This is a genomic window from Sphingopyxis sp. GW821-FHT12F08, from assembly GCF_058806755.1.
Genome location: NZ_JBXAQA010000005.1, coordinates 392,096 through 416,942 on the forward strand (window position 1 = coordinate 392,096; position 24,847 = coordinate 416,942).

General features: G+C 67.0%; 30 protein-coding genes. 25 read left to right on the plus strand and 5 right to left on the minus strand.

The window, feature by feature from the left end:
- The first annotated feature begins 267 nt into the window (after positions 1 to 267).
- The 11 genes from AC1RNQ_RS15915 (at position 268) to AC1RNQ_RS15965 (ending at position 7,710) form a co-directional block, all read left to right on the plus strand.
- On the plus strand, positions 268 to 1,014 hold the full coding sequence (locus tag AC1RNQ_RS15915) for a 2OG-Fe(II) oxygenase (protein ID WP_493172542.1): 747 nt from the start codon (positions 268 to 270) through the stop codon (positions 1,012 to 1,014).
- 89 nt (positions 1,015 to 1,103) lie between these two features.
- Positions 1,104 to 1,259 carry a hypothetical protein gene (locus tag AC1RNQ_RS15920; protein ID WP_493172543.1) on the plus strand — a complete coding sequence of 52 codons (156 nt, stop codon included), beginning with the start codon at positions 1,104 to 1,106 and terminating at the stop codon, positions 1,257 to 1,259.
- A 19-nt stretch (positions 1,260 to 1,278) separates the two neighbouring features.
- Positions 1,279 to 1,566: a hypothetical protein gene (locus tag AC1RNQ_RS15925; protein ID WP_493172545.1), complete on the plus strand. Its 288-nt coding sequence runs from the start codon at positions 1,279 to 1,281 to the stop codon at positions 1,564 to 1,566.
- A gap of 129 nt (positions 1,567 to 1,695) precedes the next feature.
- Entirely contained in the window at positions 1,696 to 2,664 is a 969-nt protein-coding gene (locus AC1RNQ_RS15930) for an IS1595 family transposase (RefSeq protein ID WP_493172547.1), read from the plus strand.
- A 118-nt stretch (positions 2,665 to 2,782) separates the two neighbouring features.
- Positions 2,783 to 4,309: an ATP-binding protein gene (locus AC1RNQ_RS15935; RefSeq protein ID WP_493172549.1), complete on the plus strand. Its 1,527-nt coding sequence runs from the start codon at positions 2,783 to 2,785 to the stop codon at positions 4,307 to 4,309.
- Positions 4,287 to 4,439, plus strand: a complete 153-nt coding sequence (locus AC1RNQ_RS15940) for a hypothetical protein (RefSeq protein WP_493172551.1) — start codon at positions 4,287 to 4,289, stop codon at positions 4,437 to 4,439. The genes AC1RNQ_RS15935 and AC1RNQ_RS15940 overlap by 23 nt, the downstream gene beginning before the upstream one ends.
- Positions 4,440 to 4,809: 370 nt before the next feature.
- Positions 4,810 to 6,177, plus strand: a complete 1,368-nt coding sequence (locus AC1RNQ_RS15945; RefSeq protein ID WP_493172552.1) for a tail fiber domain-containing protein — start codon at positions 4,810 to 4,812, stop codon at positions 6,175 to 6,177.
- On the plus strand, positions 6,174 to 6,341 hold the full coding sequence (locus tag AC1RNQ_RS15950) for a hypothetical protein (RefSeq protein ID WP_493172554.1): 168 nt from the start codon (positions 6,174 to 6,176) through the stop codon (positions 6,339 to 6,341). The genes AC1RNQ_RS15945 and AC1RNQ_RS15950 overlap by 4 nt, the downstream gene beginning before the upstream one ends.
- Before the next feature lie 153 nt (positions 6,342 to 6,494).
- On the plus strand, positions 6,495 to 6,773 hold the full coding sequence (locus AC1RNQ_RS15955; RefSeq protein ID WP_493172556.1) for a phage fiber-tail adaptor protein: 279 nt from the start codon (positions 6,495 to 6,497) through the stop codon (positions 6,771 to 6,773).
- Entirely contained in the window at positions 6,773 to 7,321 is a 549-nt protein-coding gene (locus AC1RNQ_RS15960) for a head-tail connector protein (protein ID WP_493172558.1), read from the plus strand. The genes AC1RNQ_RS15955 and AC1RNQ_RS15960 overlap by 1 nt, the downstream gene beginning before the upstream one ends.
- Positions 7,318 to 7,710 carry a DUF3168 domain-containing protein gene (locus AC1RNQ_RS15965; protein WP_493172560.1) on the plus strand — a complete coding sequence of 131 codons (393 nt, stop codon included), beginning with the start codon at positions 7,318 to 7,320 and terminating at the stop codon, positions 7,708 to 7,710. Before AC1RNQ_RS15960 ends, AC1RNQ_RS15965 begins: the two co-directional genes overlap by 4 nt.
- A 215-nt stretch (positions 7,711 to 7,925) precedes the next feature.
- On the opposite strand, the gene AC1RNQ_RS15970 is transcribed toward AC1RNQ_RS15965, so the two are convergent.
- Entirely contained in the window at positions 7,926 to 8,261 is a 336-nt protein-coding gene (locus AC1RNQ_RS15970) for a hypothetical protein (protein ID WP_493172563.1), read from the minus strand.
- 50 nt (positions 8,262 to 8,311) lie between these two features.
- On the opposite strand from AC1RNQ_RS15970, the gene AC1RNQ_RS15975 reads away from it, so the two are divergent.
- The 11 genes from AC1RNQ_RS15975 to AC1RNQ_RS16025 all read left to right on the plus strand — a co-directional run bounded on the left by AC1RNQ_RS15975 (position 8,312) and on the right by AC1RNQ_RS16025 (position 18,101).
- Complete coding sequence (locus AC1RNQ_RS15975; protein WP_493172565.1) at positions 8,312 to 8,719, plus strand: phage major tail protein, TP901-1 family; 408 nt, start codon at positions 8,312 to 8,314, stop codon at positions 8,717 to 8,719.
- Positions 8,716 to 9,042 (plus strand): gene transfer agent family protein, encoded by a 327-nt coding sequence (locus AC1RNQ_RS15980; RefSeq protein ID WP_493172567.1) that lies wholly within the window; start codon positions 8,716 to 8,718, stop codon positions 9,040 to 9,042. Before AC1RNQ_RS15975 ends, AC1RNQ_RS15980 begins: the two co-directional genes overlap by 4 nt.
- A complete protein-coding gene (locus AC1RNQ_RS15985; RefSeq protein ID WP_493172569.1) occupies positions 9,039 to 9,242 on the plus strand; it encodes a phage tail assembly chaperone in 204 nt (67 codons plus the stop codon). Before AC1RNQ_RS15980 ends, AC1RNQ_RS15985 begins: the two co-directional genes overlap by 4 nt.
- Positions 9,232 to 9,810 (plus strand): tail tape measure protein, encoded by a 579-nt coding sequence (locus AC1RNQ_RS15990; protein ID WP_493172571.1) that lies wholly within the window; start codon positions 9,232 to 9,234, stop codon positions 9,808 to 9,810. The genes AC1RNQ_RS15985 and AC1RNQ_RS15990 overlap by 11 nt, the downstream gene beginning before the upstream one ends.
- Positions 9,810 to 12,143: a DUF2460 domain-containing protein gene (locus tag AC1RNQ_RS15995; protein WP_493172573.1), complete on the plus strand. Its 2,334-nt coding sequence runs from the start codon at positions 9,810 to 9,812 to the stop codon at positions 12,141 to 12,143. The genes AC1RNQ_RS15990 and AC1RNQ_RS15995 overlap by 1 nt, the downstream gene beginning before the upstream one ends.
- The gene (locus AC1RNQ_RS16000; RefSeq protein ID WP_493172615.1) at positions 12,143 to 12,964 is read left to right on the plus strand and encodes a phage/gene transfer agent baseplate hub protein; all 822 of its coding nucleotides are present in this window, start codon (positions 12,143 to 12,145) and stop codon (positions 12,962 to 12,964) included. Before AC1RNQ_RS15995 ends, AC1RNQ_RS16000 begins: the two co-directional genes overlap by 1 nt.
- Complete coding sequence (locus AC1RNQ_RS16005; RefSeq protein ID WP_493172575.1) at positions 12,957 to 13,409, plus strand: NlpC/P60 family protein; 453 nt, start codon at positions 12,957 to 12,959, stop codon at positions 13,407 to 13,409. The genes AC1RNQ_RS16000 and AC1RNQ_RS16005 overlap by 8 nt, the downstream gene beginning before the upstream one ends.
- Positions 13,410 to 13,520: 111 nt before the next feature.
- A complete protein-coding gene (locus AC1RNQ_RS16010) occupies positions 13,521 to 15,698 on the plus strand; it encodes a phage tail protein (RefSeq protein ID WP_493172577.1) in 2,178 nt (725 codons plus the stop codon).
- A 12-nt stretch (positions 15,699 to 15,710) separates the two neighbouring features.
- Positions 15,711 to 16,157, plus strand: coding sequence for a DUF2793 domain-containing protein (locus AC1RNQ_RS16015; protein WP_493172579.1), 447 nt, complete (start codon positions 15,711 to 15,713; stop codon positions 16,155 to 16,157).
- A gap of 135 nt (positions 16,158 to 16,292) precedes the next feature.
- The gene (locus tag AC1RNQ_RS16020) at positions 16,293 to 17,414 is read left to right on the plus strand and encodes an OmpA family protein (RefSeq protein WP_493172580.1); all 1,122 of its coding nucleotides are present in this window, start codon (positions 16,293 to 16,295) and stop codon (positions 17,412 to 17,414) included.
- A gap of 252 nt (positions 17,415 to 17,666) precedes the next feature.
- On the plus strand, positions 17,667 to 18,101 hold the full coding sequence (locus tag AC1RNQ_RS16025) for an ExbD/TolR family protein (protein WP_493172582.1): 435 nt from the start codon (positions 17,667 to 17,669) through the stop codon (positions 18,099 to 18,101).
- A gap of 333 nt (positions 18,102 to 18,434) precedes the next feature.
- On the opposite strand, the gene AC1RNQ_RS16030 is transcribed toward AC1RNQ_RS16025, so the two are convergent.
- The 3 genes from AC1RNQ_RS16030 to AC1RNQ_RS16040 form a co-directional block, all read right to left on the minus strand.
- A complete protein-coding gene (locus AC1RNQ_RS16030) occupies positions 18,435 to 18,971 on the minus strand; it encodes a DUF1993 domain-containing protein (RefSeq protein ID WP_493172584.1) in 537 nt (178 codons plus the stop codon).
- Between the two features lie 40 nt (positions 18,972 to 19,011).
- Positions 19,012 to 20,820, minus strand: a complete 1,809-nt coding sequence (locus tag AC1RNQ_RS16035) for an ABC transporter transmembrane domain-containing protein (RefSeq protein WP_493172586.1) — start codon at positions 20,818 to 20,820, stop codon at positions 19,012 to 19,014.
- Between the two features lie 334 nt (positions 20,821 to 21,154).
- Positions 21,155 to 21,412: a YjhX family toxin gene (locus tag AC1RNQ_RS16040; protein WP_493172588.1), complete on the minus strand. Its 258-nt coding sequence runs from the start codon at positions 21,410 to 21,412 to the stop codon at positions 21,155 to 21,157.
- A 276-nt stretch (positions 21,413 to 21,688) separates the two neighbouring features.
- On the opposite strand from AC1RNQ_RS16040, the gene AC1RNQ_RS16045 reads away from it, so the two are divergent.
- Together AC1RNQ_RS16045 and AC1RNQ_RS16050 are read left to right on the plus strand one after the other, a co-directional pair.
- Positions 21,689 to 22,909 carry a polyhydroxyalkanoate depolymerase gene (locus AC1RNQ_RS16045; RefSeq protein WP_493172590.1) on the plus strand — a complete coding sequence of 407 codons (1,221 nt, stop codon included), beginning with the start codon at positions 21,689 to 21,691 and terminating at the stop codon, positions 22,907 to 22,909.
- Positions 22,910 to 22,916: 7 nt separating this feature from the next.
- Complete coding sequence (locus AC1RNQ_RS16050) at positions 22,917 to 23,534, plus strand: DJ-1/PfpI family protein (RefSeq protein ID WP_493172593.1); 618 nt, start codon at positions 22,917 to 22,919, stop codon at positions 23,532 to 23,534.
- 209 nt (positions 23,535 to 23,743) lie between these two features.
- Here the strand turns inward: AC1RNQ_RS16050 and AC1RNQ_RS16055 are convergent, their stop codons facing one another.
- Positions 23,744 to 24,139, minus strand: a complete 396-nt coding sequence (locus AC1RNQ_RS16055; RefSeq protein WP_493172595.1) for a VOC family protein — start codon at positions 24,137 to 24,139, stop codon at positions 23,744 to 23,746.
- Between the two features lie 86 nt (positions 24,140 to 24,225).
- Between AC1RNQ_RS16055 and soxR the strand changes: the two genes are divergently transcribed.
- On the plus strand, positions 24,226 to 24,696 hold the full coding sequence (gene soxR, locus AC1RNQ_RS16060) for a redox-sensitive transcriptional activator SoxR (protein ID WP_493172597.1): 471 nt from the start codon (positions 24,226 to 24,228) through the stop codon (positions 24,694 to 24,696).
- Positions 24,697 to 24,847 lie beyond the last annotated feature (151 nt).

The window sequence follows — 24,847 nt, forward strand, 5'->3', positions numbered from 1 at the left end:
GGGGACCAGCGAAGCTGGTGGAGGGGGTACAGGCGGGTTGCCTAGCCGGTAAGGCGGCGCACTACGGTTACGTTGCCGGAAATGAGGGGCTTCGCGGTCCAGCGCTGCGCGAACCTCCTGTGCCCCTCCACCACCCTTCGGGTGGTCCCCCTCCCCGTTCCGGGGAGGATCCTCATGTCCGCTCCCGTTCGGAAGTGGGCTTGCTCACGGGGATTTGGGCGCAAGAAACGGGGCGCGGAGCGGCCGTCCCTGCGGCAGGATCAGCGCATGATCCAGGCCATCGACACCATCGCCCCCTCCGATTCCGCCGACCTCGAAGCGCGCATCGCCGCGCTCGACTGGGGCGCCGCCGCCGCGGCGCTCGATGCCGGGGGCTGGGCGGTGTTGCCGGGGCTGCTCGATGCGGGCGAATGCGAGGCGGTCGCGGCGCGCTACGATGCGGAGGCGGGGTTTCGCAGCCGGGTGGTGATGGCGCGGCACGGCTTCGGGCGCGGGGAGTATCGCTATTTCGCCTATCCGTTGCCGGAACCGGTCGCGGTGCTGCGGACCGGGCTTTATCCACGGCTCGCGCCGCTTGCCAATCGCTGGCACCAGCGGATGGGGATGGCGGTGCGCTTCCCCGATGAGCATGCCGAATTCCTCGCGCGCTGCCATGCGGCGGGGCAGGGGCGGCCGACGCCGCTGCTGCTGCATTACGGGCCGGGCGACTATAATTGCCTGCACCAGGACCTGTATGGCGAGCATGTCTTTCCGCTGCAGGCCGCGGTGCTGCTGTCGGCGCCGGGAACGGATTTTACGGGCGGCGAGTTCGTGCTGACCGAGCAGCGTCCGCGCATGCAGTCGCGCGCGGCGGTGCTGCCGCTGGCCAAGGGCGATGCGGTGCTGTTCGCGGTCAATGCGCGGCCGGTGCGCGGATCGCGCGGCGATTACCGCGTGACGATGCGCCACGGGGTGAGCGAAGTGCGCTCGGGGCAAAGGCGCGTCCTGGGGGTGATCTTTCACGATGCGGGGTGATTCATCGCTTTGCGCTGGCGGTAAGGGCGGAGGCGTTGCACAAAGTCCGTGGGCGACGGCGGCACCGTTCGTCGCGAAAAGGAACAGGGATGGGCACCGACAGGGACGACAAAGCGCGCGCGGACAAGACCACGAAGGACGAAAAAAAGCGGAGCGGCAAGCCGGCGGCGAAGCGCAAGCCGGCGAGGAAGGCGCCGGTGCCGGAGGTCGAAGACAATCGCGGCGTCGGCCTGTCGGGCGGTTAGGGGGCACGGGGAGGAATATATGGCACTATTGATCGGAGGCGTGGTCGGCGGCATTTTGGCGATGCTGCTGCTGTCGATCATCGTCAGCGCATTCGCGTTCAAATCGCTCGAGCCGCACAAGCGGGCGATCGCCACGGTGCTGACCGCCTGGGTGATCGGAACGGGGCTCTACGGCTATAATTCAGGCAATTTCGGCTGGGCGGCGTTCATCTACGCGATCGGCGCCGCGGCCGCCTTCTGGGAGCGGCTTCGCCATTACAACAGACACTGGCGGTCGGACACCGAGCTGATCGACACGTTCCGCTGACTGAGATAATAACCAAATAGGTAAAACGTCTTGACATCGTAACGCTGATCTGGCACATAGATGGCGATTATGTACTTTACAAACCCACGCTGACAGGCTAGAGAATGCTCATCAACGGAGCATATCACCATGTCGGTTCTCTCTTCCCCCTACTTCCACGACGAAGCTAAGGCTTTCGAGCATCTGGAGAGCATTGTCTGGGCGGATGGAGTTGTGTGCCCGCACTGTGGTGTCATCGGTGGCCGCGTCTATGACCTGTCGGGCGTTCGCGGCAAGCCGACCCTGAAAAGCCCCGAGGGCGCGGTGCGCTACGGCCTCAAGAAGTGCGGCGAGTGCCGCAAACAGTTCACCGTCAAGGTCGGCACCGTGTTCGAGCATGCCCGCATGCCGCTCCACAAGATGCTACAGGCGGTGCACCTGATCGCGTCGAGCAAGAAGGGCATTTCGGCCCACCATCTTGGCCGTATCGTTGAGGTCCAATACAAGACCGCTTGGTTCCTGGCCCACCGTATCCGCGAAGCCATGCGCTCGGGCGATCTGGCTACCCCGTTCGGTTCGGGCGGCGGCGCCGTCGAGGTTGATGAGACCTATTTCGGCGTCAAGGAAGGCCGTCGCGGCGCGAAGGCTGGCACGGCCCACAAGTTCGGTGTGTTGGCGCTGGTTGACCGCGAGAGCGGCACCATGCGCTCGTTCACGTTCGACAAGTTCCGCGCCGACGAGGTGCATCCGATCGTCCTCGGCAACATCGCCCGCGAAGCCCGTTTGATGACGGACGAAGCGAAGATGTACAAGAAGATCGGCCGCGAGTTCGCTGAGCATGGCACGACGCTCCACGGCGCCCGCCAGTACGTCGATTACAAGGATCGCACCATCCACACGAACACCGTGGAAGGCGCGTTCTCCATCTTCAAGCGTGGCATGCGCGGTGTCTATCAGCACTGTGGCGAGCAGCACTTGCACCGCTATCTCGCCGAGTTCGAGTTCCGCTATAACACCCGTCAGGCCAACGGCATTGATGACCGCGGTCGCGCCGTTGCAGCCGCCCGCGGGATCGTCGGGAAACGCCTCACCTATCGGCGGATTGACTCGCACGCCTAAGCGACGCGGGGGCGTTTAAACTTACTAAAGTGCAAGTTTTTATCACTATAATTCAGACGCTTAATCGGATTAAGCACATTAAGGTTGTGGAAAATTCTTATTATGCAACAACGAACCTATGCAGAACATTTCCATATCTGATGTCAGCGAACGGCTGCAGCGGGACAACCCTTGGTGGACCGTGCCCGGCGCTGCTGGGTTTTCGGAAGCGAACCTCCCAAAGCGAGTGTATTTTGACGCGTTTAAACGTCTGGCGCTAAACTTTAACGTTCGGCGTGCCGCAATCTTGCTGGGACCCAGGCGGGTCGGGAAAACGGTGATGATTAAGCAGGTGATCCAGACTGCTATCGAAGACGGATTGCCACCAGAAAATGTTCTATATGCGAGCATCGACACGCCATTGTATTCTGCGTTGTCGCTCGAATCATTTTTACAGCTTCTGCCAGCCGCAAAAACCGGAGGGCAATGTCTGGTTGCGTTTGATGAGGTCCAATATCTGAAGGATTGGCAGACCCATCTAAAGGATTTGGTTGATAGCTACCCGAACGTGAAGTTCATCGCATCTGGATCGGCCGCAGCGGCCCTATCTCTACAAAGCAGAGAGTCAGGGGCGGGCCGTTTTTCAGATTTCATGCTGCCACCTTTGACATTTTCCGAGTTCGTCGATTTCTTGGGTCATCAAAGCTTGGTCAAGATGGATGAAAATCGTATAGCGACATGTGATAATATTGAGAAACTGAATGATCTTTTTATTAATTACCTAAATTTTGGTGGATACCCAGAAGCGGTATTTAATGCAGACATAAGGGACAATCCAGAGCAGTTCATCAGAATTGATATCATAGAGAAGGTTCTTTTAAAGGATTTACCAAGCCTATACGGCATCGATGATATTCAAGAGATGAATAAGCTTTTCATGTTCTTGGCTTATAACTCGGGGAATGAAGCCAGCTATGAGAAAATTTCACAAAGTTCGGGGATAACAAAAGCAACAATCAAAAAATATATCGAGTATCTTGAAAGCGCTTTTCTGATCATCAAGGTGTCGACGACAAATGACTCCTGCAAAACTATGCAGAGGGAGCGAAATTTCAAAATTTACTTAAGCAACCCCTCAATGCGCGCGGCGCTATTTAGCCCGGTCAAGCCAGAGGACACGGAGCGCATCGGGCATCTTGCTGAGTCGGCGGTGTTCTCTCAGTGGCAACATTCTCACGGGGCAAGCAATCTGCGCTACGCTCGCTGGCGGACTGGGGAAGTCGATGTTGTGTGCTTAGACATGGGCATAAATAAGCCCGTATGGGTTGGCGAAGTAAAATGGTCGGATCAATACAAAGGTAGGCCATTTAAGCATCTGTCGAATTTAGAATATTTAATAAGGAGGCACCCATCCATTGAGGCCGGGTTCTTTACTACCAAGACGATACGGGAGCTAAAGGAAATTGACGGGAGGTCGATAAGTGTTTGGCCGACTGCCCTCTACTGTTACATGGTGGGTCGCAACGCGACTAACGCAAACGCAATGTCCCTTAAGCTAGCCCTTGCTCCGGGCGCAGATATAGATTTCGCCTCTGAGGAAGAGAGGTTCGCCGAGTTCGATTACATAGATGATGAGACCGTAGATGACAGCATCCCAACAGAATAATCAGCTCGACAAGTTCAAGGAAGCTGCGCGCGAGCTAGGCACCGACGACGACCCCAAGCGCTTCGACGAGCGCCTCGGGAAGTTGGTGAAGCACAAGCCGGTCGAGAAAAAGCGTGAAGCGGGAGATTGATTGGGACAGTCCATCGGGGCTGTTTGCGTTCATCCTCTACGCGCCGTTTTTGGTAATCGGCTGGTTCTTGATGACCGTGTTCGTGCATATCCCCGCGATCATTCTGGCTACCATTTTCGGGCGAAAATAGCGCTTTCCTAAAAAACATCGGGCGTTCACCGTCTCGGTATGAGTCGCGAACCAGATTGGAGAGAACGCGGTAAGGCCGTGGAATACTGGCTGCTTACCGCCTTTGTTGCCGGATCATTCGTTGCGGGGCTGATTGCCGCCGTTCGTTCCCTCACCGGCTAAGGCATGGGTTTGTAAACTACATAAACGCCGCTTGGATGCGGCCATTCTTCATCATCATGAAACGAAAGGACGGCCGATCATGCCGAGCCTGTTTTTTGCCGACCTGGTGCGCGAGCGGTGCACCGGGACGGGGAGCGGCGCGCTGGCGCTGGATGGTGCCTTGCCGGGGCATCGGGGCTTTGCGGCCGTGGTGCCCGAGGGGGCGAGTTTTCATTATTCGGTCGCCGGCGTGACGCACGCTGGCGAGTGGGAGACCGGGACCGGGCATCTCGACGCCGAGGGGCGACTGGTGCGCGATATCGTCGCGGCCTCGTCGAACGGCGGCGCGGCGGTCGGCTTTGCGGCGGGGATCAAGACCGTCGCGCTGACCGCGGGGGCGGGGTGGTTCTCCGCCGCCGATACGGCGCTGGCGGGCGCGGCCGCCGGGGTTGCTGCCAATGCGGCGGGGCTGTCGGCGCTCGGCACGACGGTGACCGCGCAGGGCATCGCCATCGCGGCGGCGCAGGCGGCGATCGCCGCGCATGACGACGCGATCGCGGGCAAGCAGCCGGTCTCGACCGGCCATTCGGCGGCGAGCGCGGTCGAGGTGGCGGATAGCGTGACGGTGCGGCGCGGCAGCGGATGGGTGAATGTGCCGGCGAGCGCGCTGGTGCATCAGCGGAGCGGCGGCGGGTTCGTGTGCGCGGGCAATCTGGGCGTCGGCGAGGAGGCGCCGGCGCAGCGGCTGGTGGTCAAGGGCAGCTCGGCGGTCGACGGCAGTGCGCCGGTGGTCGTCGAGATCGCCGATACGCAGGCGGGGACGGCGGGGTGGACGGCGAATGCACCCTTTGCCGCGCTCAACTTTCGCTGCGCCGACGCGTCGGTGAGCGGCGCGGGGGTGCGCGCGCAGATCGCGGCGACGATGCCGGCAGGGCACGGCGGGCAGACCGACCTGAAATTCAGCGTATCGAACGCGGGCCTGCTCGACAAGGCGGCGGTGCTCGACAGCGCGGGGCGCTTTCGCCCCGGTGCCGACAACGCCCAGACGCTGGGGCTGAGCGGTTTTCGCTGGTCGACGGTCTATGCCGCGACGGGGGCGATCAACACGTCGGATGCGCGCGAGAAGAGGTGGCAGGGCGGCGCGAGCGAGGCCGAGCTGCGCGCGGCGCAGCGGATCGTGAGCGAGCTGGGCTTTTTCCGGTGGGAGGATGCGATCGCGGCGAAGGGCGTCGATGCCGCACGGCGGCATTTCGGGGTGCGCGCGCAGGCGGTGTGGGCGGTGATGGCCGACGAGGGGCTGGTCGACCCGATCGGCGCCGGCGGCGCGCCGGGGCACACGCCCTATGCCTTCCTCTGTTTCGACCGCTGGCAGGACGCGGGCGGCGACTGGCACGACCGGTTCGGGGTGCGCAGCGACCAGCTGGCGCTGTTCCTGCTCGCCGGGCTGGCGGCGGGGGTGGGGGCATGATGGGCGGCAGAGCGCTGTCGGGCGCGGCGATCGGCGATGCCGGGGTGCGCGATCTGGCGGGCGAGTGGACCGGGCCGCGATTGCGCGCGGCGCGCGGAGAAGGTCGCGGGGGCGGTGCGGGGATGCAGGCGCATGAGCGGCGGGTGGTGGTGCGGAAGGTGTGAACAAGCCCCTCCCCTTCAGGGGAGGGGTTGGGGTGGGGGACAGCGGCCTTGCGCAAGGCCGATGGACCCCACCCGCTGCGACTAGGGAACAAGTTCCCAAGTCTCGCTGCCCTCCCCTGAAGGGGAGGGCGTAACTCGGGCGGGAGAAAGAAGATGTTGCTGATCAAGGATCCGGGGGCGCGGATCGATTATGCGTTTGACTGGGGCGACGCCTATCTGGACGGGCAGACGATCGAGGCGGCGAGCTGGGCGGTCGAGCCCGCGGTCGCGGGCGGGGTGGCGGTGGCAGGCGAGAGCCACGACCTGCTGCGCTGCGCGGCGACGATCGCGGGCGGCGCCGCGGGCGGTATCTATCGCGTCACCAACCGGGTGGTGCTGAGCGACGGGCAGATCGACGAGCGTTCGATCATGCTGCGGGTGGAGGAACGCTGATGATCACCGGGATCGAGATGGGTGCGGCGCCGGTGGGGGTCGCCGAAGCGAAGGCATGGCTGCGGCTGGGCGCGGGGCACGACGATGCGGTGGTCGCGGGGCTGATCCGCAGCGCCGCCGATCTGTGCGAGGCCTTTACCGGGCAGATGCTGATTGTGCGGGCGGTGACCGAGGAGATGCCCGTCGCGGCGGGCTGGATAAGGCTGGTCAAAAGGCCGGTGGTCGCGGTCGAGGCGGTGGCGGGGCTGGCTGGCGGCGATGCGACGCTGCTGGCGGCCGACGCCTGGCGGCACGAGATCGATCGCGACGGCGCGGCGCGGCTGCAGGTCGAAGCGGCGGGTGAGGCGACGCACATTCGCGTGACCTATCGCGCCGGGCTGGCGAGCGAGGCCAATGGCGTGCCCGAGGCGATCCGCCAGGGGCTGGCGCGGATGATCCAGCATTTGCACGAGGGACGCAGCGAAGCGCGTAACGAATTTGGGCGCGCGCCGCCGGCGATCGTCGCGGCGCTGTGGCAGCCGTGGCGGCGCATGGGGCTGGGGCGATGAGCGGCGCCGAGGCGGTGGTGCGCGCGCGGGCGCTGGCGGTCCTCGCGGGTGATGCGGCGCTGGCAGAGCTGGTGCACGGGGTGTTCGACGGCGTGCCGGCGCGGGCGAGCGCGCCCTATGCCAGTATCGGCGGCACCGAGGGCAGCGACTGGGGAACGAAAGACGCGCCCGGGCGCGAGGTGCGGGTGATGCTGGCGCTGGCCGGGGTCGGCGAAGCGGCGGGCGACGAAGCGGCGGGCCGGATCGCGGCGCTGGTGCCGGGGCTGCGGGGCGACGCGGGCGGGTGGCGGATCGTGGGCGCGCGGGTGGTGCGGACGCGCTTTGCGTTCGGCAAGGATGGCGGGTGGCGGCACGAGATTGTGGTGCGGTGCCGGTGTTTGCGCCTTTAAGCCCCTCCTCTTCAGAGGAGGGGCCTGCGAGACTTACGAACTTGTTCGTTAGTCGCAGCGGGGTGGTGTTCGCGGCTGGGCGTAAGCCTTCGGCCACCACCCCGTTCGACTAAAGGCCCGGCTGCGCCGGACCAAGTCTCTCTGCCCCTCCTCTGAAGAGGAGGGGTGAAGTGGGTTTTTGCTGCACCTTTTGCTGCAGCCTTAGCGCAGCAAAATCACTCGCCCGGCAGGGTGTTGGTCGCGCTGTAATCCTTGAACTTGTCGGTGAAGTTCGCGTGATAATCCTCGATCTGCATGTCGGCGTCCTGGGCGGCGTTCTTTTCGCTGTCGCCGGCGGCGCGGCCGAAGGCGATGACCGCGGCGCGGAAGGCGTCGCGTTCCTCCGAGCAGTTCGATTTCAGCGCCATTTCATATTCGGCCTCGCCCATCTTCGCCTCGAGCGACTTCTTCATGTCGGTGCGCAGGCATTTGGTGAAGGCGGCGCGCGTCGTGTCGACATTCGCGGTCGAAGCGGGCGCCATGACGGCCAAGAGTATCGATGTAATCAGCATCCTGCGACTCCCCGTTTGCGGATGTTCTTGTGAGGCAAGGAGAATAGACGATGGCAATCGAAAATGGGAGCGCTTTTCTGCTCAAGATCGGCGACGGCGCGGTGCCGCCGGCCTATGCCACGGTGGCGGGTCTGCGCACGACGCAGCTGTCGGTGAACGGCGAGGCGGTGAACGTCACGACCAAGGATTCGGGCGGCTGGCGCGAGCTGTTGTCGGGCGCGGGGGTGCGATCGGTAGCGGTGAGCGCGGCGGGGATTTTCACCGGTTCCGATGCCGAGGCGCGGCTGCGCGGCCATGCCCTGTCGGGGGCGATCGACGCCTATGAGCTGAGTTTCGAGAGCGGCGAGCGGATGCAGGGGCGGTTCCTGGTCACGCGACTCGACTATGCCGGCGATTATAACGGCGAGCGGCAATATACGCTGAACCTCGAGAGCAGCGGCGCGGTGGTGAGCCTGTGAGCGCGCCCACCGATTCTGGTGCGAATTTGCTGCGCGGCGAGGCCGAGCTGCGCGTCGCGGGCGAGACGTTCGTGCTGCGGCCGAGCTTTGCAGCATTGGTCGCGGCGGAGGGCGAGCTGGGGCCGCTGTTCGCGCTGGTCGAGCGCGCTGCCGACGGGCGGCTGGGGCTGGGCGAGCTGGCGGCCTTGTTCTGGCATTGCGTGCGGGACCGGCCCGAGGGGCTGACGCGCGAGGCGGTGGGCGACGCGGTGGTCGCGGCGGGGCTGGCGGCGGTGACGCCGGCGCTGCGCGTGCTGCTCGGGCAGATATTGCAGGGACGATGAGCGGCGCGTTCGGGCCGGGCGCGGTACGGCTGGCGGGGCTGATGGCGCGGCTGGCGGGATGGCGGCCCGCCGAATTCTGGGCGGCGACGCCCGCCGAAGCCGCGGCAGTGCTGGCGGGCTGGGCGGACGACGCGGCGGCCGCCGGGGTGGACCGCGGGGCGCTGGCGGCGATGATGGAGGCTTTTCCCGATGGGCGATGAAATCGACGAGATGCTGGTGACGGTGCGCGCCGACACCGGTGCGTTCCGGCGCGACGTCGCGATGCTGCGCGCCGAGCTGGAGGGGCCGCTGGCCGCCGGCGCCGACGCGGCGGGGCGGCGGATCGAGCATGCGCTGACGCGCGCGATCGTGACGGGCAAGCTGGGGTTCGAGGATCTGAAGCGGCTGGCGCTGTCGGTGATGGCCGATATCGCGCGCGCCGCGATTTCGAACGGGATCGGTGCCGCGCTCGGCGGCGGTGGACAGTCGGGCGGCGGCGGCGGATTGCTGCAGCTGGCGGCCACGATCGCGGGAGCCTTTGCCGGCGCGCCGGGGCGGGCGACGGGCGGGCCGGTGAGCGCGGGGCGGGCGTACCGGGTCGGCGAGCGCGGACCCGAGCTGTTCGTGCCGACCGCGAGCGGGCGCGTCGAGGCGGTGGCCGGGGGCGGGGTGCGCAATATTGCGATCACGGTGAATGTGCGAGGGGAGGCGGGGAGCGAGCCGGCGCGGCTGGCGCAGACCGGGCGGCAGCTGGCGCGTGCGGTGCGGCGCGCGGTGGAGGCCGACTGATGGGCTGGGCGCTCGTCGCGGCCGAACCGCATCAGAGGAAGGGCTGGATCAAGCGCTTCGACCCGCGCTTCTGGACGGTCGATTTTGCGCGGCCGATGATGGCGGGCGTGGTGACGACCGGGCCGCGGGCGCTGCGCGTCGAGACAGTCTTCTATCAAAGGCACGACCTGGCGGGGCTGATCTGGGCCGCGGAGGATCGTTGGGATCATCCTTTGCTCGCTTATGAGACGAAGCGCGATTTCCGGCATTGCCAATTGTCGTTTCGCTGGCGGTCGGGCGGGGTGAAGCCGCTCGACGCGCTGCACGGGCCGACGCTGACGATCGAGGGGCGAGATGCCGAAGGAGAAGCGCACGCCTGGTATGTGCGGCTATGGAACTATGCCGCGGGGACGCCCGAAGATGCGGTGATCGCGCTCGATTTCGATGCGCTGGACGGGGGCTATCTGCTGCCCGGCGAGGCCGACCGGGTGTGGGCAGGCGATATCGACCGGATGTTCGTGTCGCTGGTGCCGCTGGCCTATGACGGCAGCGAGGGGGTGCTGGGCGCGGCGGTCGAAGGCTGGGCCGAGATGAGCGAGATCGCCTGTTCGGGGTCGGGATCGGTGCTGGCGATCGGCGATGCGATGCTGCCCGAGCACGGCCTGGGGATGACGAATGGCTATGACGATTGTTACCATCTGACCCCGGCGCGGGTGGTGCGGCAGATCGCGGCGCTCGGCTATCGCGGCGATGTCGTCCATTATGTCGGGATGAGCCATTATATGCGGCTCGAGGCGTCGGGCGGAGGCTTTTACGCGAGCCTTGCCGGCGGGACGATCAATGTGCCGTGCGCGGCGTGGCATGCGGCGCTGGCGGGCGAGATCGCGGCGGCGGGGCTGGGGCTGATGTGGTCCTTGTCGTACGAATATTTCGACGACTATTGCTGGGGCGACTGGAAGCAGCGCGATGCCGAGGGCGCGCCGGCGCTGACCGGGTGGGTGCCGCCGTCGACCTTGCTGTCGCCCGCGAATGCGAGCGCGATGGGCTATCTGCAGCTCGTCGCGCGGGCGTTCGTCGGGATTGCGGTGGCCGCGGAGCTGCCGGTGAAATTCCAGGTCGGCGAGCCGTGGTGGTGGATCAATCCGAGCGGGCGGATCTGCGGCTATGATGTCGCGACGACGGCGGCGCTCGGCGGGGCGAGCGTCGCGATCCCCGACGTGCGCGCGGCGCTCGACGGCGGACAGCGGGCGATGCTGGATGCGCTGGGCGCGTTGCTCGCGACCTCGACCGGGGCGCTGGTCGCGGCGGCGCGCGACGAAGCCGGGGCCGGAGGGCTGATCAGCCATTTGCTTGTCTTCCTGCCGACGGTGCTCGACCCCGCGGCGCCCGAGCTGCGGCGCGCGAATGTGCCGGTCGGCTGGGCGGCGCCGGCGTTCGATGTGCTGCAGCTCGAGGATTATGACTGGGTGACCGGCGGGCGCGGCGCCGAGACCGGGCCGGCGCGTGCGGCGATGGTGACGCGGCTGGGTTATCCGATTGAGAAACAGCATTATTTTTCGGGCTTCGTGCTGCTGGCGGAGGATCGCGGCCGTTGGGCGGCGATCGCCGATGCGGCCGCGGCGAGCGTGCGCGCGGGGGTGGCGCGCACGTTCGTCTGGGCGCTGCCGCAGGTCGCGCGCGACGGGTTTATCTGGTTCGACGGGGAGGATGAGGTGCAGGCTTATGATGCGGTGGATTTCCCGCTGGCGATCGGGCGCGAGGCGCTGAGCATCACCGAATTTTCGACGCAGATCGTGAGCTCGCCCTCGGGGCACGAGCAGCGCGCGAGTGAATGGGCCGACGCGCGAATGCGCTACGACGCGGGGCCGGGGGTGCGGTCGGAGGCCGATGTGCGCGCGCTGGGCGATTTCTTTCGGGCGCGGCGCGGCGCGGCGCGGGGGTTCCGCTTTCGCGATCCGTTCGACCATGGGTCGGCGGCGGACGGCGGGCTGCCGGCGGCGGACGACCAGATGCTGGGGGTCGGCGACGGGAGCCGGCGGCAGTTCGCTTTGGTGAAGCGCTACGGCGCCGGCGATGCGGTGCAGGAGCGGGCGATCCGTCTGCCGGTAGAGGGCAGCGTCCGCGTGTCGGTCGACGGGGTCGAGACGGCGGCGTTCGTGGTGACCGACGAGGGAGAAGTGCTGCTCGACGTGGCACCCGCGGCCGGGATCGCGGTACGCGCAGGATTTCTGTTCGACGTGCCGGTGCGTTTTGCGGAGGACCGGTTGGAGGTCAGCCGTGCGACCTTTTTGGCGGGCGAGATGGCGTCTGTGCCGCTGGTCGAGGTGCGGGCGCCCCAAGGGGCTTCGACATGATGCTGAGCGAAGCGCCCGGCTGGCTGCGCGAAGAGCTGGCGACGCTCGCCTGGTGCTGGCGGCTGGCGCGGCGCGACGGGGTGGTCGTCGGGTTGACCTCGCACGACCGCGACCTGCTGATCGGCGGCACGCCCTATCGCGCGGCGCCGGGGATGAAGCCATCGGCGCTCGAGACGAGCGACAGTCTGGAGGTCGAGACGATGGACCTGGAGGGCGCGGTGTCGAGCGCGGCGATCGCGGCGGACGACCTCGATGCCGGGCGCTGGGACGGCGCCGAGCTGGTGCTGATGGTGACCGACTGGAGCGCGCCTGAGACAGCACCGCTGGTCGTCGCGCGCGGCGAGCTGGGGGCGGTCGAGCGGCGCGGGGCGGCTTTCGCGGTCGAATTGCAGGGGGTGTTGCGGCGGCTCGATGCGCCGTCGTGCCCCGCGACCTCGCCGTCGTGCCGCGCGGTGCTGGGCGACCGCGCGTGCCGGATCGACCTGGCGCCCTTGACGCATCGGCGGCGCGTGGTCGCGGTCGACGGGCGGGCGGTGACGCTCGATGCGCCGGTGACGGCGGGGAGCATGGCGTTCGGCGAATTGCTGTGGACCGAGGGCGCGGCGTGCGGGCTGGCGTCGCCGGTGATCGCCGACGACGGGACGGTGCTGCAGCTCGCCGAGGTGCCGGTGCTGCCCGCACTGCCGGCGCGGGTGCGGCTGACCGAGGGGTGCGACAAGCAGCTCGCGACGTGCCGGGCGCGCTTTGCCAATGCGGCGAATTTTCGCGGCGAGGCGCATCTGCCGGGCAATGATCTGCTGACGCGCTATCCGGGTGGGTGAGTCCGAAGCCGATCTTGGCGCGCGGGCTTTTGCCGCGGCGCGGGCGATGGTCGGGACGCGGTTCCGGTTGCAGGGGAGCGATCCGGCGACGGGACTCGACTGCGTGGGGCTGGTGTGGGCGGCCTATGCGGCGGCGGGGGCGCGGCTGGTGCGGCCGTTGGACTATCCTCTTCGCGGGTGGGCGCGCGCGCGGGTCGAGGCCGGGCTGGCGGCGGCGGGGTTCGTGCCGGCCCGGGATGCGCGGGTGGGCGATGTCGCGTTGATCGCCTTTGCGGCGGGGCAATTTCATCTGGGGCTGATCGGGTCGGCGAGCCTGGTGCATGCGCATGCGGGGTTGCGGCGGGTGGTGGAGGCGCCGCTGGATGAGGATGTGCACGCGACGTGGAGGTTAAACCAGATCCTCCCCATTGCGAAGCATTGGGGAGGTGGCAGCGCGAAGCGCTGACGGAGGGGTAATAGCGCCGACGTTGCTGACCCCTCCACCACCGCTTCGCGGCGGTCCCCCTCCCCAACGCTGCGCGATGGGGAGGATCTTTGAGTTTCAGGAGCATATCTGATGGCGACCTTGGTGCTGACGGTGGTCGGCGGGATGATCGGCGGGCCGGTGGGGGCGGCGATCGGGGCCTATGCGGGGCAGCAGATCGACGCGCAGATCTTCAAGCCCAAGGGGCGCGAGGGGCCGCGGCTGGCCGACCTGAAGGTGCAGGCGTCGACCTATGGCCAGCAGATTCCCAAGCTGTTCGGGACGATGCGCGTCGCGGGGAGCGTGATCTGGGCGACCGACCTGATCGAGCGGCGCGAAAAGCACGGCGGCGGCAAGGGACGGCCGTCGACGACCGAATATAGCTATGCGGTGTCGCTGGCGGTCGCGCTGTCGTCGCGGCCGATCGGGGCGATCCGGCGCATCTGGGCCGACGGCAACCTGCTGCGCGGAACGAGCGGGACATTCCAGGAGCGCTGTACGTTCCGCTGGTACGCGGGCGGCGAGGACCAGCCGGTCGACCCGCTGATCGCGTCGGCGGTGGGGATGGGCGACGCGAGCGCCTTTCGCGGGCTCGCCTATGCGGTGTTCGAAGAGCTCGAACTCGCGAGTTTCGGCAATCGCATCCCGTCGCTGACCTTCGAGGTCGAGGCCGATGGCGTCGCGGTCGACGCCGGGATGATCGGCGAGGCGCTGATCGGCGAGGCGGGGCGCTGCGTGGGGCAGACCGGATTTTCGGGCTATTCGGCGTCAGGCGACCGGGTGCGCGACGCGCTGGCGCCGCTGTTCGATGTCGACGGGGTGCGGCTGGTGAGCGCGCCCGGCGACTGGCGGCTGGCGCCGGCCGAAGCGGCGGGCGAGCCGCTGGCGCTGGCGCATTTTAGCGAAGCGCGGCGAGTGGAGTCGCCGACCGATCTGGCCGAGACGCGCCGCGCGCCGCTGTCGGCGCTGCCGGGCACGATCCGGCTGCGCCACTATGAGCCCGAGCGCGATTATCAGCTGGGCCAGCAGACGAGCGCTGTCGCGGGCGGCGGGCGGCGCGAGGAGCGCATCGACCTGCCTGCGGTGCTGCCTGCGGGGGACGCGCGGGCGCTGGCGCGGCGGATCGCGGCGGCAGCGGCCGACGGGCGCGAGACGCGGATCTGGCAGGGCGACCTGGCGGCGCTGGCGCTGCCCGTCGGCGGCGTCGTGACGCTGGCCGACGGGAGCGCCTGGCGCGTCGCATCTCGGACGGTGAAGGACGACGCGGTGCGGGTCGAGCTTCGGCGGCACCAGCCGGTCGCGATGGAGGATGTCGCGGCCGATCCGGGGGTGCCGGTGCTCGCACCCGACTGGCCCGACAGCGTGGGGCTGGTACGGCTGTTCGACCTGCCGAGCCTCGGCGGGTCGGCGGCGACCGCGCCGCGCATCCTGGTCGCGGCGGCGGGGGGCAACGACGGGTGGCGCGGTGCCGACGGCTGGCTGGTCCCGGCGCCCGGCGCGGAACCCGTTCCGGTCGGCGCGATCCGTCCGGCGGCGGCGCTCGGCACGCTGGCGGAGCCGCTGGCGGGCGGCGATCCCACCCTGTTCGACGACGCGAACAAGATTCTCGTTTCGCTGGAGAATCCGGCGATGACTTTGGTGGCGGTCGACGACATCCAGCTGCTCGGCGGGGCGAATCGGGCGATGGTCGGCGGCGAGCTGGTCCAGTTCGGCCGGGCCGAGGCGCTGGGTAGCGGGCTGTGGCGGCTGTCGCATCTGCTCCGCGGGCGCGCGGGGAGCGAAACCGCGGCCGCGCATGCGGCGGGAACGCCCTTTGTGTGGCTCGACGATGCGGCGTTGCTGACGCTGCCCGATGCGCTCGCCGGTTGGGCCGAGGGCGGCGCGGCGGTGCTGCAATGGGCCGCGCGGAGCGGCAGCGACACGACCGACGTGCCGGTGCCGTCCGGCGCGGCGGCGCTGCATCCGCTGGCGCCGGTGCATGGGCGGGCAGGGCCCGACGGGGCAGGCGGGCTGCACCTCGGCTGGATACGCCGCAGCCGGGTCGATCCCGGCTGGCGCGACGGGGTCGACCTGCCGCTGGGCGAGGGGCGCGAAGCCTGGCGCGTGGCGGCGGTGCCCGCGACCCCGGGGCTCGGCCCGTGGGAATGTACCGCGCCGGCCCTGCATCTGGCGGCCGCCGAGGTCGCCGCGCTGCCGCCGGGGGCCAGCCTCGAGATCCGCCAGGTTGGCGATTTTGCGCTGTCGCCGCCGCTTGTTCTTCCTCTGGATTGAAAGGATTAGCCGATGACCGACCTGCCGAGCACCCCGCGCCTGGCGCTGCCCTTGCTGGCGATGGCGCAGGCGCAGAAGGAGGTGACGCACAACGAAGCGCTGGCCCTGCTCGACCTGCTGGTGCAGCCCGCGGTCGAGGCGGGGCCGCTGGCCGGTCCGCCCGCGACGCCCGTGGCCGGGCAGGGATGGGTGGTCGGCGCGGGCGCGACGGGCGCCTGGGCGGGAGAGGACGGGGCGATCGCGCTGTGGACCGCCGGCGGCTGGCGCTTCGTGGCGCCGCGTCCGGGGATGCGTGTCGCGCGGCTAAGCGACGGAGCTTGGCTGCGATTCGACGGCGCGGACTGGGTCGAACCGGCCGCGATCGCGAGTCCGGCGGCTGGCGCGACGGTCGACTCCGAAGCGCGCGCCGCGATCGATGCGCTGATTCTCGCTCTTGTGGGCCATGGTCTTCTGATTTAGGGCGAAATTTACCTATTATCGCCCGGCAAGTGCGGCATTTTGGCAACAGATTGGCAATTTGTTCGCTTGCGCGGAACCAAAGGCGAGGGTAGGACGTCTGCGAGACGTAAATCTCAATTGAAAGGGGAATCTATTATGAGGAAGCTTGCCGCCGCCGTGGCGTTGGCCTCCACCGCCCTTGCGACGCCGGCCCTGGCGCGCGACGACTCCTGGTACGTGGGAGTTGGGGGTGGTGTCATGATCGTCGAAGACCTGGATCTCGACATCGGCACCTTCAACAATGCAGCTACGCTCGACCACAAGACCGGCTACGACTTCGAAGGCGTCGTCGGTTATGATTTCGGCGGTTTCCGCGCTGAAGTCGAAGTCGGCTATCGCGAGGCCGACATCAAGGCCGGCCGCATCAACACCCCCGGCATTCCGGGCTCGGCCAATGGCTCGGGCAACCTGATCACCGGCAACTTCCCGATGAACGGCGATTCGAACGCGCTGAGCTTCATGGTCAACGCGATGCTCGACTTCGGCGACGATGACGGCCTTCAGGGCTTCGTCGGCGGCGGTGCCGGTGTGGCGCGCGTCGATGTCGCTCCGGTCTTCGCCGGTCCGTGGCTCGACGATTCGGACACGGGCTTCGCCTGGCAGGCGATCGCCGGCGTTCGCGCGCCGCTGACCCGCAACTGGGACGTCGGCCTGAAGTATCGCTTCTTCAACGCGAGCAACCTCGACCTGGTCGACCAGCGCGGCCGCGACGTTTCGACGCGCTTCCGTTCGCACTCGATCCTCGGCACGCTGACGTACAACTTCGGTGGTGCGGAACCGGTGGCACCCCCGCCGCCGCCTCCCCCGCCTCCGCCGCCTCCGCCGCCTCCCCCGCCGCCTCCGCCGCCTCCGCCGCCGGTCGTGTGCGCACCTGGCCCGTACATCGTCTACTTCGACTGGGATCAGTCGAACATCACGCCCGAAGCGGCGTCGACGCTGGACAACGCCATCAGCGCCTACAACCGTGGCTGCACCGGCACGCAGGTCTGGCTCGCCGGTCACGCTGACCGCTCGGGTTCGGCGACGTACAACGTCGGCCTGTCGAACCGTCGCAACGACGCCGTTCGCAGCTATCTTACCGCTCGCGGTATCTCGGATGGCTCGATCAGCGCCGAAGGCTTCGGCGAAAGCCGTCCGGCCGTTGCTACCGCCGATGGCGTCCGCAACGACCAGAACCGCCGCGTGGAAATCAAGTACGGCCCGGGTTCGGGCAACTAAGATTTCCCGTCCGGTTCGGACTGAGAAAAAAGGGGCGGTACCGAAAGGTGCCGCCCTTTCTTTTTGCGCGCGGGATGCGGGATAATCCGCGCCGGCGCGCTTTTTATTTGCACTACCGGAATTATGTTATACCATAACAATTGGATCGGCGACTGCTTGCGAGCGGCGCGAGGGGGCCGGTCCGCGGTGCGGGGCCGGCGCCTGCGATCGACAGCGATGCCGGCGCTGCATCCCGCGAGAGGGAGAGAGACGATGCGCCGACGCAGCCATTTCCACCGCAGCATTTTCCGCGCCGACCCGGGCGGCGATCCCGACATCAACACCACGCCGCTGATCGACGTGATGCTTGTAATGCTGGTGATGTTCATCATCACCATCCCGCCGCCGACGCACAGTGTGGATATCACGCTGCCCGGCATAGACGGCGGTCCCCCGGTGGCTGATCAGAACCGCGTCACGATCGGGACCGATGACGTCATTCGCTGGAACGCCGAGGCCATCGACCTGGCGCAGCTGGGGGTGCTGGTCAAAGAGGCGTCGGAGCGGCCCGAGCCCGCGACGATCCTGTTCGAGCCCGATGCGCGGGCGCGCTATCTGCGCGTCGATCAGGCGATCGGTGCGATCCGCCGCAACGGCGGGACGAGCCTCGCCTTTCCGGGCATCCATCAATATGGCGGGCTGATCTAGGGCGTCGGCTTTGGGGTGGGGAGCTGCCGTTGCAATTGTTCACTTCGTCATCCCGGACCTGATCCGGGATCCGCCTTTTTCTTCAAGACAAGGCAGACCCCGGGTCAAGCCCGGGGTGACGGAAGTTGTATGGGTGAGGCTTCGCCTTTCGCCCGAAGCCGACCGAACTGCATCCGGTGAAATTGATGCGCGCAGAGGCGCAGAGACCGCAGAGAGGACGGTCTTTCCTCTCTGCGGTCTCTGCGCCTCTGCGCGAATATGAAAATGGCCTGCGCCAGCAATCGCCCGATATTGGCAGTTGGCGCGTTACAGCCTGTGCGATAACGCTCGGCGTCAGGCCGTAGGCGCCGTTCCCGGGCGCAGATATTGCATCATGTAGCTGACATAGTCGGCCTTGCCGAGCGGGACGCCCATGTGGCGGAGCACGCCGTACGCCGCGACGAGGTGGAAGTAGAATTGCGGCTGGGCCCAGTCGCGCACGTAAGTGGCGGCGGTCATGTCGAAGGCCATGCCGTTGGGGAGGTCGAAGCCGACGGCGCGGCCGGGGTCGGCATCGATCGTCATCGCATCGACCGTATCGAGCCAGGCGAGCGTTTCCGCGATCTGCGCCTGCAGGCCCGCGAAGTCGGCGGCATCCTCGGCGAAGGTCGGAGCGCCCGCCGCGCCGAGGCGGGTCGGCGCCTGGATCGCCTGAAGGCACGAAAAGCGGACCTGCGAGGCGAGCGGGAACATGTCGGGGGCGAGGCGTGCGGCGATAAACTGCAATTCGCCGACGCCATTGTCGGCGCCCCAGGCGAGCGCCTTGTCGAGCTGGGCCGACAGCGACCGGAGGCCGTTGGCATAGGCAGGCACGGTGAATTGGTAGAGCATCGTCACATCCTTCATAGGGTAGGGAGGGGATGAGCGCCGGTCAGGCGGCGGCGAGATTGTCCTGGAACTGGAGCCGCGCGAGGCGCGCGTAAAGGCCGTCGGCGGCGACGAGCGCGTCGTGCTTGCCCTCTTCGACGATGCGGCCCTCGTCCATCACGATGATGCGGTCGGCGGCGCGGACGGTCGCGAGGCGATGCGCGATGACGATCGTGGTGCGGTCGTGCATCAGCGTGTCGAGCGCGTCCTGCACCAGCTTCTCGGATTCGGCGTCGAGCGCCGAGGTGGCTTCGTCGAGCAGCAGCAGTGGTGCGCGGCGGAGCAGCGCGCGCGCGATGGCGACGCGCTGACGCTGGCCGCCCGACAGGCGCGCGCCGCCCTCGCCCATGAAGGTGTCGAGGCCGTCGGGCAGCTTGGCGAGAAAATCCTCGGCATTGGCGGCGCGCGCGGCTTCCCAGAGTTCCTCGTCACTCGCGGCCCAATTGCCGTAGCGCAAATTGTCGCGCGCCGAGGCGGCGAAGATCACCGTTTCCTGCGGCACCATCGCGATGCGCGCACGGATGTCGGCGGGGTCGGCGTCGACCAGCGGCACGCCGTCGAGCAGGATCGAACCGCCCTGCGGATCGTAGAAGCGCTCGGCGAGCTGGAACAGGGTCGACTTGCCGGCGCCCGAGGGGCCGACGATCGCGACGGTCTCGCGCGGAGCGATGGCGAGGCTGAAATCGTGGAGCGCCGGGGCGTCGGGGCGCGTCGGATAGCGGAACTCGACGCCCCGGAACTCGAGCGTGCCCTGCGGCGGATCGGGGAAGCGGCGCGCGTTGGCGGGCGGCGCGATGCTGGGTTCGGCATGGAGCAGTTCGGACAGGCGCTCGGCGGCACCCGCGGCGCGGAGCAGGTCGCCATAGACTTCGGTGAGCGCGCCGAAGGCGCCCGCGACGAGCCCGCCGGTGAGCACGAAGGCGGCGATGGTGCCGCCGGTGATCGTGCCCGCGGCGACACCCGCGGCGCCATACCACAGCAAGGTCGTGATCGCGCCGAACAGCAGCCCGATGACGATCGCGGTCATGATCGCGCGGAGGCGAATGCGGCGCTTCGCGGTCGCGAAATTATTCTCGACCGCCAGCGTGAAGCGCTCGGCCTCGCGGCGTTCCTGCCCGAAGGCCTGGACGATCTTCATCGCACCCAATTGCTCGGACGTGGTGGCGCCGATGTCGGCGACGCGGTCCTGGCTCGAGCGCGAGACATTCTGGAGGCGCCGGCCGAGCAGCACAATCGGCAGGATGATCACTGGGATGCCGAGCAGGATGCCGCCGGTGAGTTTGGGCGAGAGCGAGAAGAGATAGACGATCCCGCCGATCCCCATCACCGTGTTGCGCAGCGCGACCGAGACGGTGGTGCCGACCACCTGTTCGATCACCGTCGTGTCCGACGTCATGCGCGACGCGATTTCGGAGGGTCGGTTTTCTTCGAAGAAACCGGGGGCGAGGCGCAGCAGATTCTGCTGCACCGCCTGGCGAATGTCGGCAACGGTGCGCTCGCCGAGCCAGCTGACGAAATAGAAACGCAGCGCGGTGGCGAGCGCCAGCGCGATGACGATCAGGTAAAAGAGGCGGAAATGCGGGGCGACGTCGCCGCCGCCGGCGACGAAGCCGCTGTCGATCATTTCCTTGAACTGCCAGGGGATCGCCAGCGTCGCGAGCGCCGCGACGCCCAGCGCGACCGCGGCAATCAGCAGTTGCAGCGGATAGCGGCTGGCGTAGCGCCAGATCATTCGCAGGCTGCCGAGCTTGCGGGGACGTTTGTCCTGCTGGTCGGGGGAAGCGGTGGCCGTCTGGTCTGATCTTGTCGCCATGCCCCGGCCCTAGCAGCGGCGAAGGCGGCGCTCAACGATGGAGAGTGGTGCGTTGGCTTCATGTGGTGTGAAGTGGGGGTGGATTATGGAGCGGCTTTCGGGCGGGAACGGACATTCTCCAGCCCCTCCTCTTCAGAGGAGGGGCCTGCGAGACTTACGAACTTGTTCGTTAGTCGCAGCGGGGTGGTGTTCGCGGTTAGGCGTAAGCCTTCGGCTACCACCCCGTTCGACTAAAGGCCCGGCTGCGCCGGACCAAGTCTCTCTGCCCCTCCTCTGAAGAGGAGGGGCTTTTATGTCTCGTTCCCACCCCAAAGTCGTCAACCCGCCGGTCTCCTCACCGATTGTCGAGCTGCGCCCGCACCGCGCGCAGGCCCGCCTGGGTGATGCGGTACGGCGCGCCGCCGAGCGAGCCGATGAAGCCGCGACGGCGGAGGCGCTGGAAGAGCGGCAGGCTCATGTTCGCCAGGACGAAACCCTCGCGGGTGAAGCAGAGAGCCTCGACGATGCGGCCTTCGTCGTCGCGCCGGTGGCGAATCGCACCGCCCTGCGCCAGCGCGTGGAGCACGCGCTGTTCGGTTTTTGAGATATTCATGAGAAAAGTCCGGAAAAATGGCATAGCAACAGGCGCGCCGGCCAAGGGGCCAGCGGCGTTCAGGACATCACACCTTGCGGGGATGTCAGCGGTTGCCCGCAATCTCCGGCATATTCACTCCATCGGCGACACGATCCGCCACGCTGGCAGATTATTCGCATTCAAAGCGTCTCGCAACGACTTTGATGCATTGCACAATGAGACTGAGCGCCTAGACTGCCCCCAACGCAAGCGCGCCGCAGAGCGCCGCCGGGGCAACGCAAGGAACATTGGAATATGCTGTATCACGCCTTTGAAATGCAGAAGAGCTGGCTCGCGGGGGCCAGCGCGCTCGCGACTGCGGGGGCGCAGGTGATCCAGCATCCCGCCAATCCGCTCGGCTATTTCGGCGGCAGCCCGATGTTCGCCTCGGCGCTCGAGGTGTTCGCGCACGCCGCGGCGCCGCGCGGCAAGCCGGGGTTCGAACTCTATGAAACGATCGTCGATGGCGAAACGGTGCGGGTGAGCGAGAAGGTCGAGGCGCGCAAGCCGTTCGGCCAGCTCAAGCATTTCAAGCACAAGGGCAGCGAAGGCGCGCCCAAGCTGTTGATCGTCGCGCCGATGTCGGGCCATTATGCGACGCTGCTGCGCGGCACGGTCGAGCGCATGCTGCCCGGGCATGACGTGTGGATCACCGACTGGCGCGATGCGCGCAATGCGCCGCTGTCGGCGGGCAAGTTCGACCTCGACGATTATGTCGACTATCTGATCTCGTGGCTCGAGCATATCGGGCCCGGCGCGCATATGCTGGCGGTGTGCCAGCCGTCGGTGCCGAGCCTCGCCGCCGCGGCGATTATGGCGGCGAACAAGCATAAATGCCGGCCCAAGACGCTGACGATGATGGGCGGGCCGATCGACACGCGCAAGGCGCCGACCGCGGTCAACGAACATGCGATGACGCGCCCGCACGCGTGGTTCCAGGAAAATGTCATCGTCACCGTGCCGGCCTGGTATCCGGGTGCCGGGCGCCGCGTCTATCCGGGCTTCCTGCAGCTCGCGGGCTTCATGTCGATGAACCTCGGCAATCATATGATGAGCCATTGGACGATGTTCAAACATCTGGTCGACGGCGACGGCGAGAGCGCCGACAAGACCAAGGAATTTTACGACGAATATCGCGCGGTGTGCGACATGACCGCCGAATTCTACCTCCAGACGGTCGACGTCGTGTTCCAGCGCCATCTGCTGCCCAGGGGCGAGATGCTGCACCGCGGACAGATGGTCGACCTGAATGCGATCGAGGATATCGCGATCCTGGCGATCGAGGGCGAGCGCGACGATATTTCGGGGATCGGCCAGACCAAGGCGGCGCTGACGCTGACCAGGAATCTGCCGGCCGAGAAGAAGAAATATCTGATGGCCAAGACCGTCGGCCATTACGGCATCTTCAACGGCCGCAAATGGCGCGAGAATATCGCGCCGGTGGTCGAGGGGTGGATCCGCAGCAACGGCGGGTGAGCGTGTCATGCAAATCGCAGTTTTAACCTTCGACGGCTTCAACGAGCTTGATTCGTTCGTCGCGGCGGCGATCCTCAATCGGATGAAGCCCAAGGGCTGGACGGCGTATATCACCTCGCCGACGCCCAGCGTCACATCGATGAACGGTGTAACCGTCGAGCGACAGAAGCCGATCGAGTTTGCGGCCGACGCCGACGCGGTGCTGATCGGCAGCGGCGTGAAAACACGCGAGATTGCGGAGGACGCCGCACTTCTGTCGCGGATTGTCCTCGACGACAGCCGGCAACTGATCGGCGCGCAATGTTCGGGTACCTTGTTGCTTGCGAAGCTCGGCTTCATCGGCGACCTGCCGGCCTGCACCGATCTGACGACGAAGCCGTGGGTGATCGAGGCCGGGGTGGAGGTCATCGACGCGCCCTTCGTCGCGCACGGCAATGTCGCGACCGCGGGCGGGTGCCTGGCATCGCAATATCTGGCGGCCTGGACGATCGCGCGGCTCGGCACCCTCGCCGATGCCGAGGCGGCGATGCATTATGTCGCGCCGGTGGGGCAGAAGGACGAATATGTCGCGCGGGCGATGGCGGCGGTCATGCCCTTCCTGCCGGTGACCGCCGCCGTCGCTTGACGCTCGATGTCGGGTGCTGTTCGCTTGCCTGTCGAGCTGCGCGTTCATCGGGATATGATGGTCGCGCTCGCCGGTCAGGCCGACCATCACATAGGGGCTGGCGTCGAGCGCCTTCCAGAAGGTCTTCCTGATATCCTCGCTCCTGGGGAAACTCCTGATTTCCCCCTCGATATTGCGACAACGCGGCAGACGCCCGGGCGTTGCCCGGTTCAGCGCGGGCGCGGCTCGGCATAGCTGACGACTTCATATTCGATGCCGTCGGGATCGAGGAAATAGAAGCGGCGGCCGGGGTCGTAATCGTCGTGGCTGAAGGGGATGAGTCCGACTGCCTTGACGCGCATCTCGATCGTGTCGAGGTCGTCGACCTGGACGCCGAGATGGTTGAGCGGCTCGCCCTTGGGATAGGCGATGCCGGCATGCTGGCCGTCGGGGCCGGTGTAGAGCGCGACATAGGCGGCGTCGCTGCCGAGGTGGATCGTGCGCCCGCCGTCGCGGGCGGGGCCGCGCCAGCGCTCGTGCCAGCCAAAGATCGCCGACAGGATGCCGGCGGTGCGGTCGGGGTCGCTGACGGTCAGGTTCACATGTTCGATGAAGGGGTGCGTCATGGTTCGGCTTTCTGATTCGGGTTGACGCAGCGGCTTATGAAAGCTCAAGTGAGGTTTAGATCAAGCGTTTTTCGAAAGGCCTCGTCATGCACCGGACCGACCTCATCGCGATCGGCGACCTTGCGGCGCGCACCGGCGTCGCGGTGTCGGCGATCCGTTTCTACGAAGCGAAGGGGCTGGTCGCGGCGCTGCGGACGCGCGGCGGGCAGCGGCGCTTCCTGCGCGCCGACATAAGGCGCGTGTCGTTCATCCTGATCGCGCAGCAATTGGGGCTGAGCCTCGAGGAGATCGCGGGCGAACTCGCGCGGCTGCCCGCCGAGCGCACGCCCAACGCCGCCGATTGGGCGCGGATCAGCACCGGACTGCAGGCGCGCATCGCGGCGCAGATCGCGGCGCTCGAGCGGACGCAGGAGTTGCTCGGCGCGTGCATCGGCTGCGGCTGCCTGTCGTTGAAGAAATGCGGGCTCTACAACCGCGAGGACAAGGCGGCGCAGCGCGGGGCGGGGCCGCGCTACCTGATGGGCGACCGGTCGGGGGAGATTGCGGAGCGCGGATAGCGCACCTTGAGCGGCGTGCGTTAAATCTGATTCCCTTTCCCGCTCGTGGCGAGCGGAATTGGAGTGATCCAGATTAGGGTCAGGACCCATTGATTGCACGATCGAGGCGTCGAAATGGCGAAGATATTGGGTTCGGGTGGCCGCCGCGGGT

Coding starts and splice junctions, on each gene's coding strand:
- AC1RNQ_RS15915 (WP_493172542.1), top strand. CDS start 268: ATGATCCAGGCCATCGACACCATCGCCCCCTCCGATTCCGCCGACCTC.
- AC1RNQ_RS15920 (WP_493172543.1), top strand. CDS start 1,104: ATGGGCACCGACAGGGACGACAAAGCGCGCGCGGACAAGACCACGAAG.
- AC1RNQ_RS15925 (WP_493172545.1), top strand. CDS start 1,279: ATGGCACTATTGATCGGAGGCGTGGTCGGCGGCATTTTGGCGATGCTG.
- AC1RNQ_RS15930 (WP_493172547.1), top strand. CDS start 1,696: ATGTCGGTTCTCTCTTCCCCCTACTTCCACGACGAAGCTAAGGCTTTC.
- AC1RNQ_RS15935 (WP_493172549.1), top strand. CDS start 2,783: ATGCAGAACATTTCCATATCTGATGTCAGCGAACGGCTGCAGCGGGAC.
- AC1RNQ_RS15940 (WP_493172551.1), top strand. CDS start 4,287: ATGACAGCATCCCAACAGAATAATCAGCTCGACAAGTTCAAGGAAGCT.
- AC1RNQ_RS15945 (WP_493172552.1), top strand. CDS start 4,810: ATGCCGAGCCTGTTTTTTGCCGACCTGGTGCGCGAGCGGTGCACCGGG.
- AC1RNQ_RS15950 (WP_493172554.1), top strand. CDS start 6,174: ATGATGGGCGGCAGAGCGCTGTCGGGCGCGGCGATCGGCGATGCCGGG.
- AC1RNQ_RS15955 (WP_493172556.1), top strand. CDS start 6,495: ATGTTGCTGATCAAGGATCCGGGGGCGCGGATCGATTATGCGTTTGAC.
- AC1RNQ_RS15960 (WP_493172558.1), top strand. CDS start 6,773: ATGATCACCGGGATCGAGATGGGTGCGGCGCCGGTGGGGGTCGCCGAA.
- AC1RNQ_RS15965 (WP_493172560.1), top strand. CDS start 7,318: ATGAGCGGCGCCGAGGCGGTGGTGCGCGCGCGGGCGCTGGCGGTCCTC.
- AC1RNQ_RS15970 (WP_493172563.1), bottom strand. CDS start 8,261: ATGCTGATTACATCGATACTCTTGGCCGTCATGGCGCCCGCTTCGACC.
- AC1RNQ_RS15975 (WP_493172565.1), top strand. CDS start 8,312: ATGGCAATCGAAAATGGGAGCGCTTTTCTGCTCAAGATCGGCGACGGC.
- AC1RNQ_RS15985 (WP_493172569.1), top strand. CDS start 9,039: ATGAGCGGCGCGTTCGGGCCGGGCGCGGTACGGCTGGCGGGGCTGATG.
- AC1RNQ_RS15990 (WP_493172571.1), top strand. CDS start 9,232: ATGGGCGATGAAATCGACGAGATGCTGGTGACGGTGCGCGCCGACACC.
- AC1RNQ_RS15995 (WP_493172573.1), top strand. CDS start 9,810: ATGGGCTGGGCGCTCGTCGCGGCCGAACCGCATCAGAGGAAGGGCTGG.
- AC1RNQ_RS16000 (WP_493172615.1), top strand. CDS start 12,143: ATGCTGAGCGAAGCGCCCGGCTGGCTGCGCGAAGAGCTGGCGACGCTC.
- AC1RNQ_RS16010 (WP_493172577.1), top strand. CDS start 13,521: ATGGCGACCTTGGTGCTGACGGTGGTCGGCGGGATGATCGGCGGGCCG.
- AC1RNQ_RS16015 (WP_493172579.1), top strand. CDS start 15,711: ATGACCGACCTGCCGAGCACCCCGCGCCTGGCGCTGCCCTTGCTGGCG.
- AC1RNQ_RS16020 (WP_493172580.1), top strand. CDS start 16,293: ATGAGGAAGCTTGCCGCCGCCGTGGCGTTGGCCTCCACCGCCCTTGCG.
- AC1RNQ_RS16025 (WP_493172582.1), top strand. CDS start 17,667: ATGCGCCGACGCAGCCATTTCCACCGCAGCATTTTCCGCGCCGACCCG.
- AC1RNQ_RS16030 (WP_493172584.1), bottom strand. CDS start 18,971: ATGCTCTACCAATTCACCGTGCCTGCCTATGCCAACGGCCTCCGGTCG.
- AC1RNQ_RS16035 (WP_493172586.1), bottom strand. CDS start 20,820: ATGGCGACAAGATCAGACCAGACGGCCACCGCTTCCCCCGACCAGCAG.
- AC1RNQ_RS16040 (WP_493172588.1), bottom strand. CDS start 21,412: ATGAATATCTCAAAAACCGAACAGCGCGTGCTCCACGCGCTGGCGCAG.
- AC1RNQ_RS16045 (WP_493172590.1), top strand. CDS start 21,689: ATGCTGTATCACGCCTTTGAAATGCAGAAGAGCTGGCTCGCGGGGGCC.
- AC1RNQ_RS16050 (WP_493172593.1), top strand. CDS start 22,917: ATGCAAATCGCAGTTTTAACCTTCGACGGCTTCAACGAGCTTGATTCG.
- AC1RNQ_RS16055 (WP_493172595.1), bottom strand. CDS start 24,139: ATGACGCACCCCTTCATCGAACATGTGAACCTGACCGTCAGCGACCCC.
- soxR (WP_493172597.1), top strand. CDS start 24,226: ATGCACCGGACCGACCTCATCGCGATCGGCGACCTTGCGGCGCGCACC.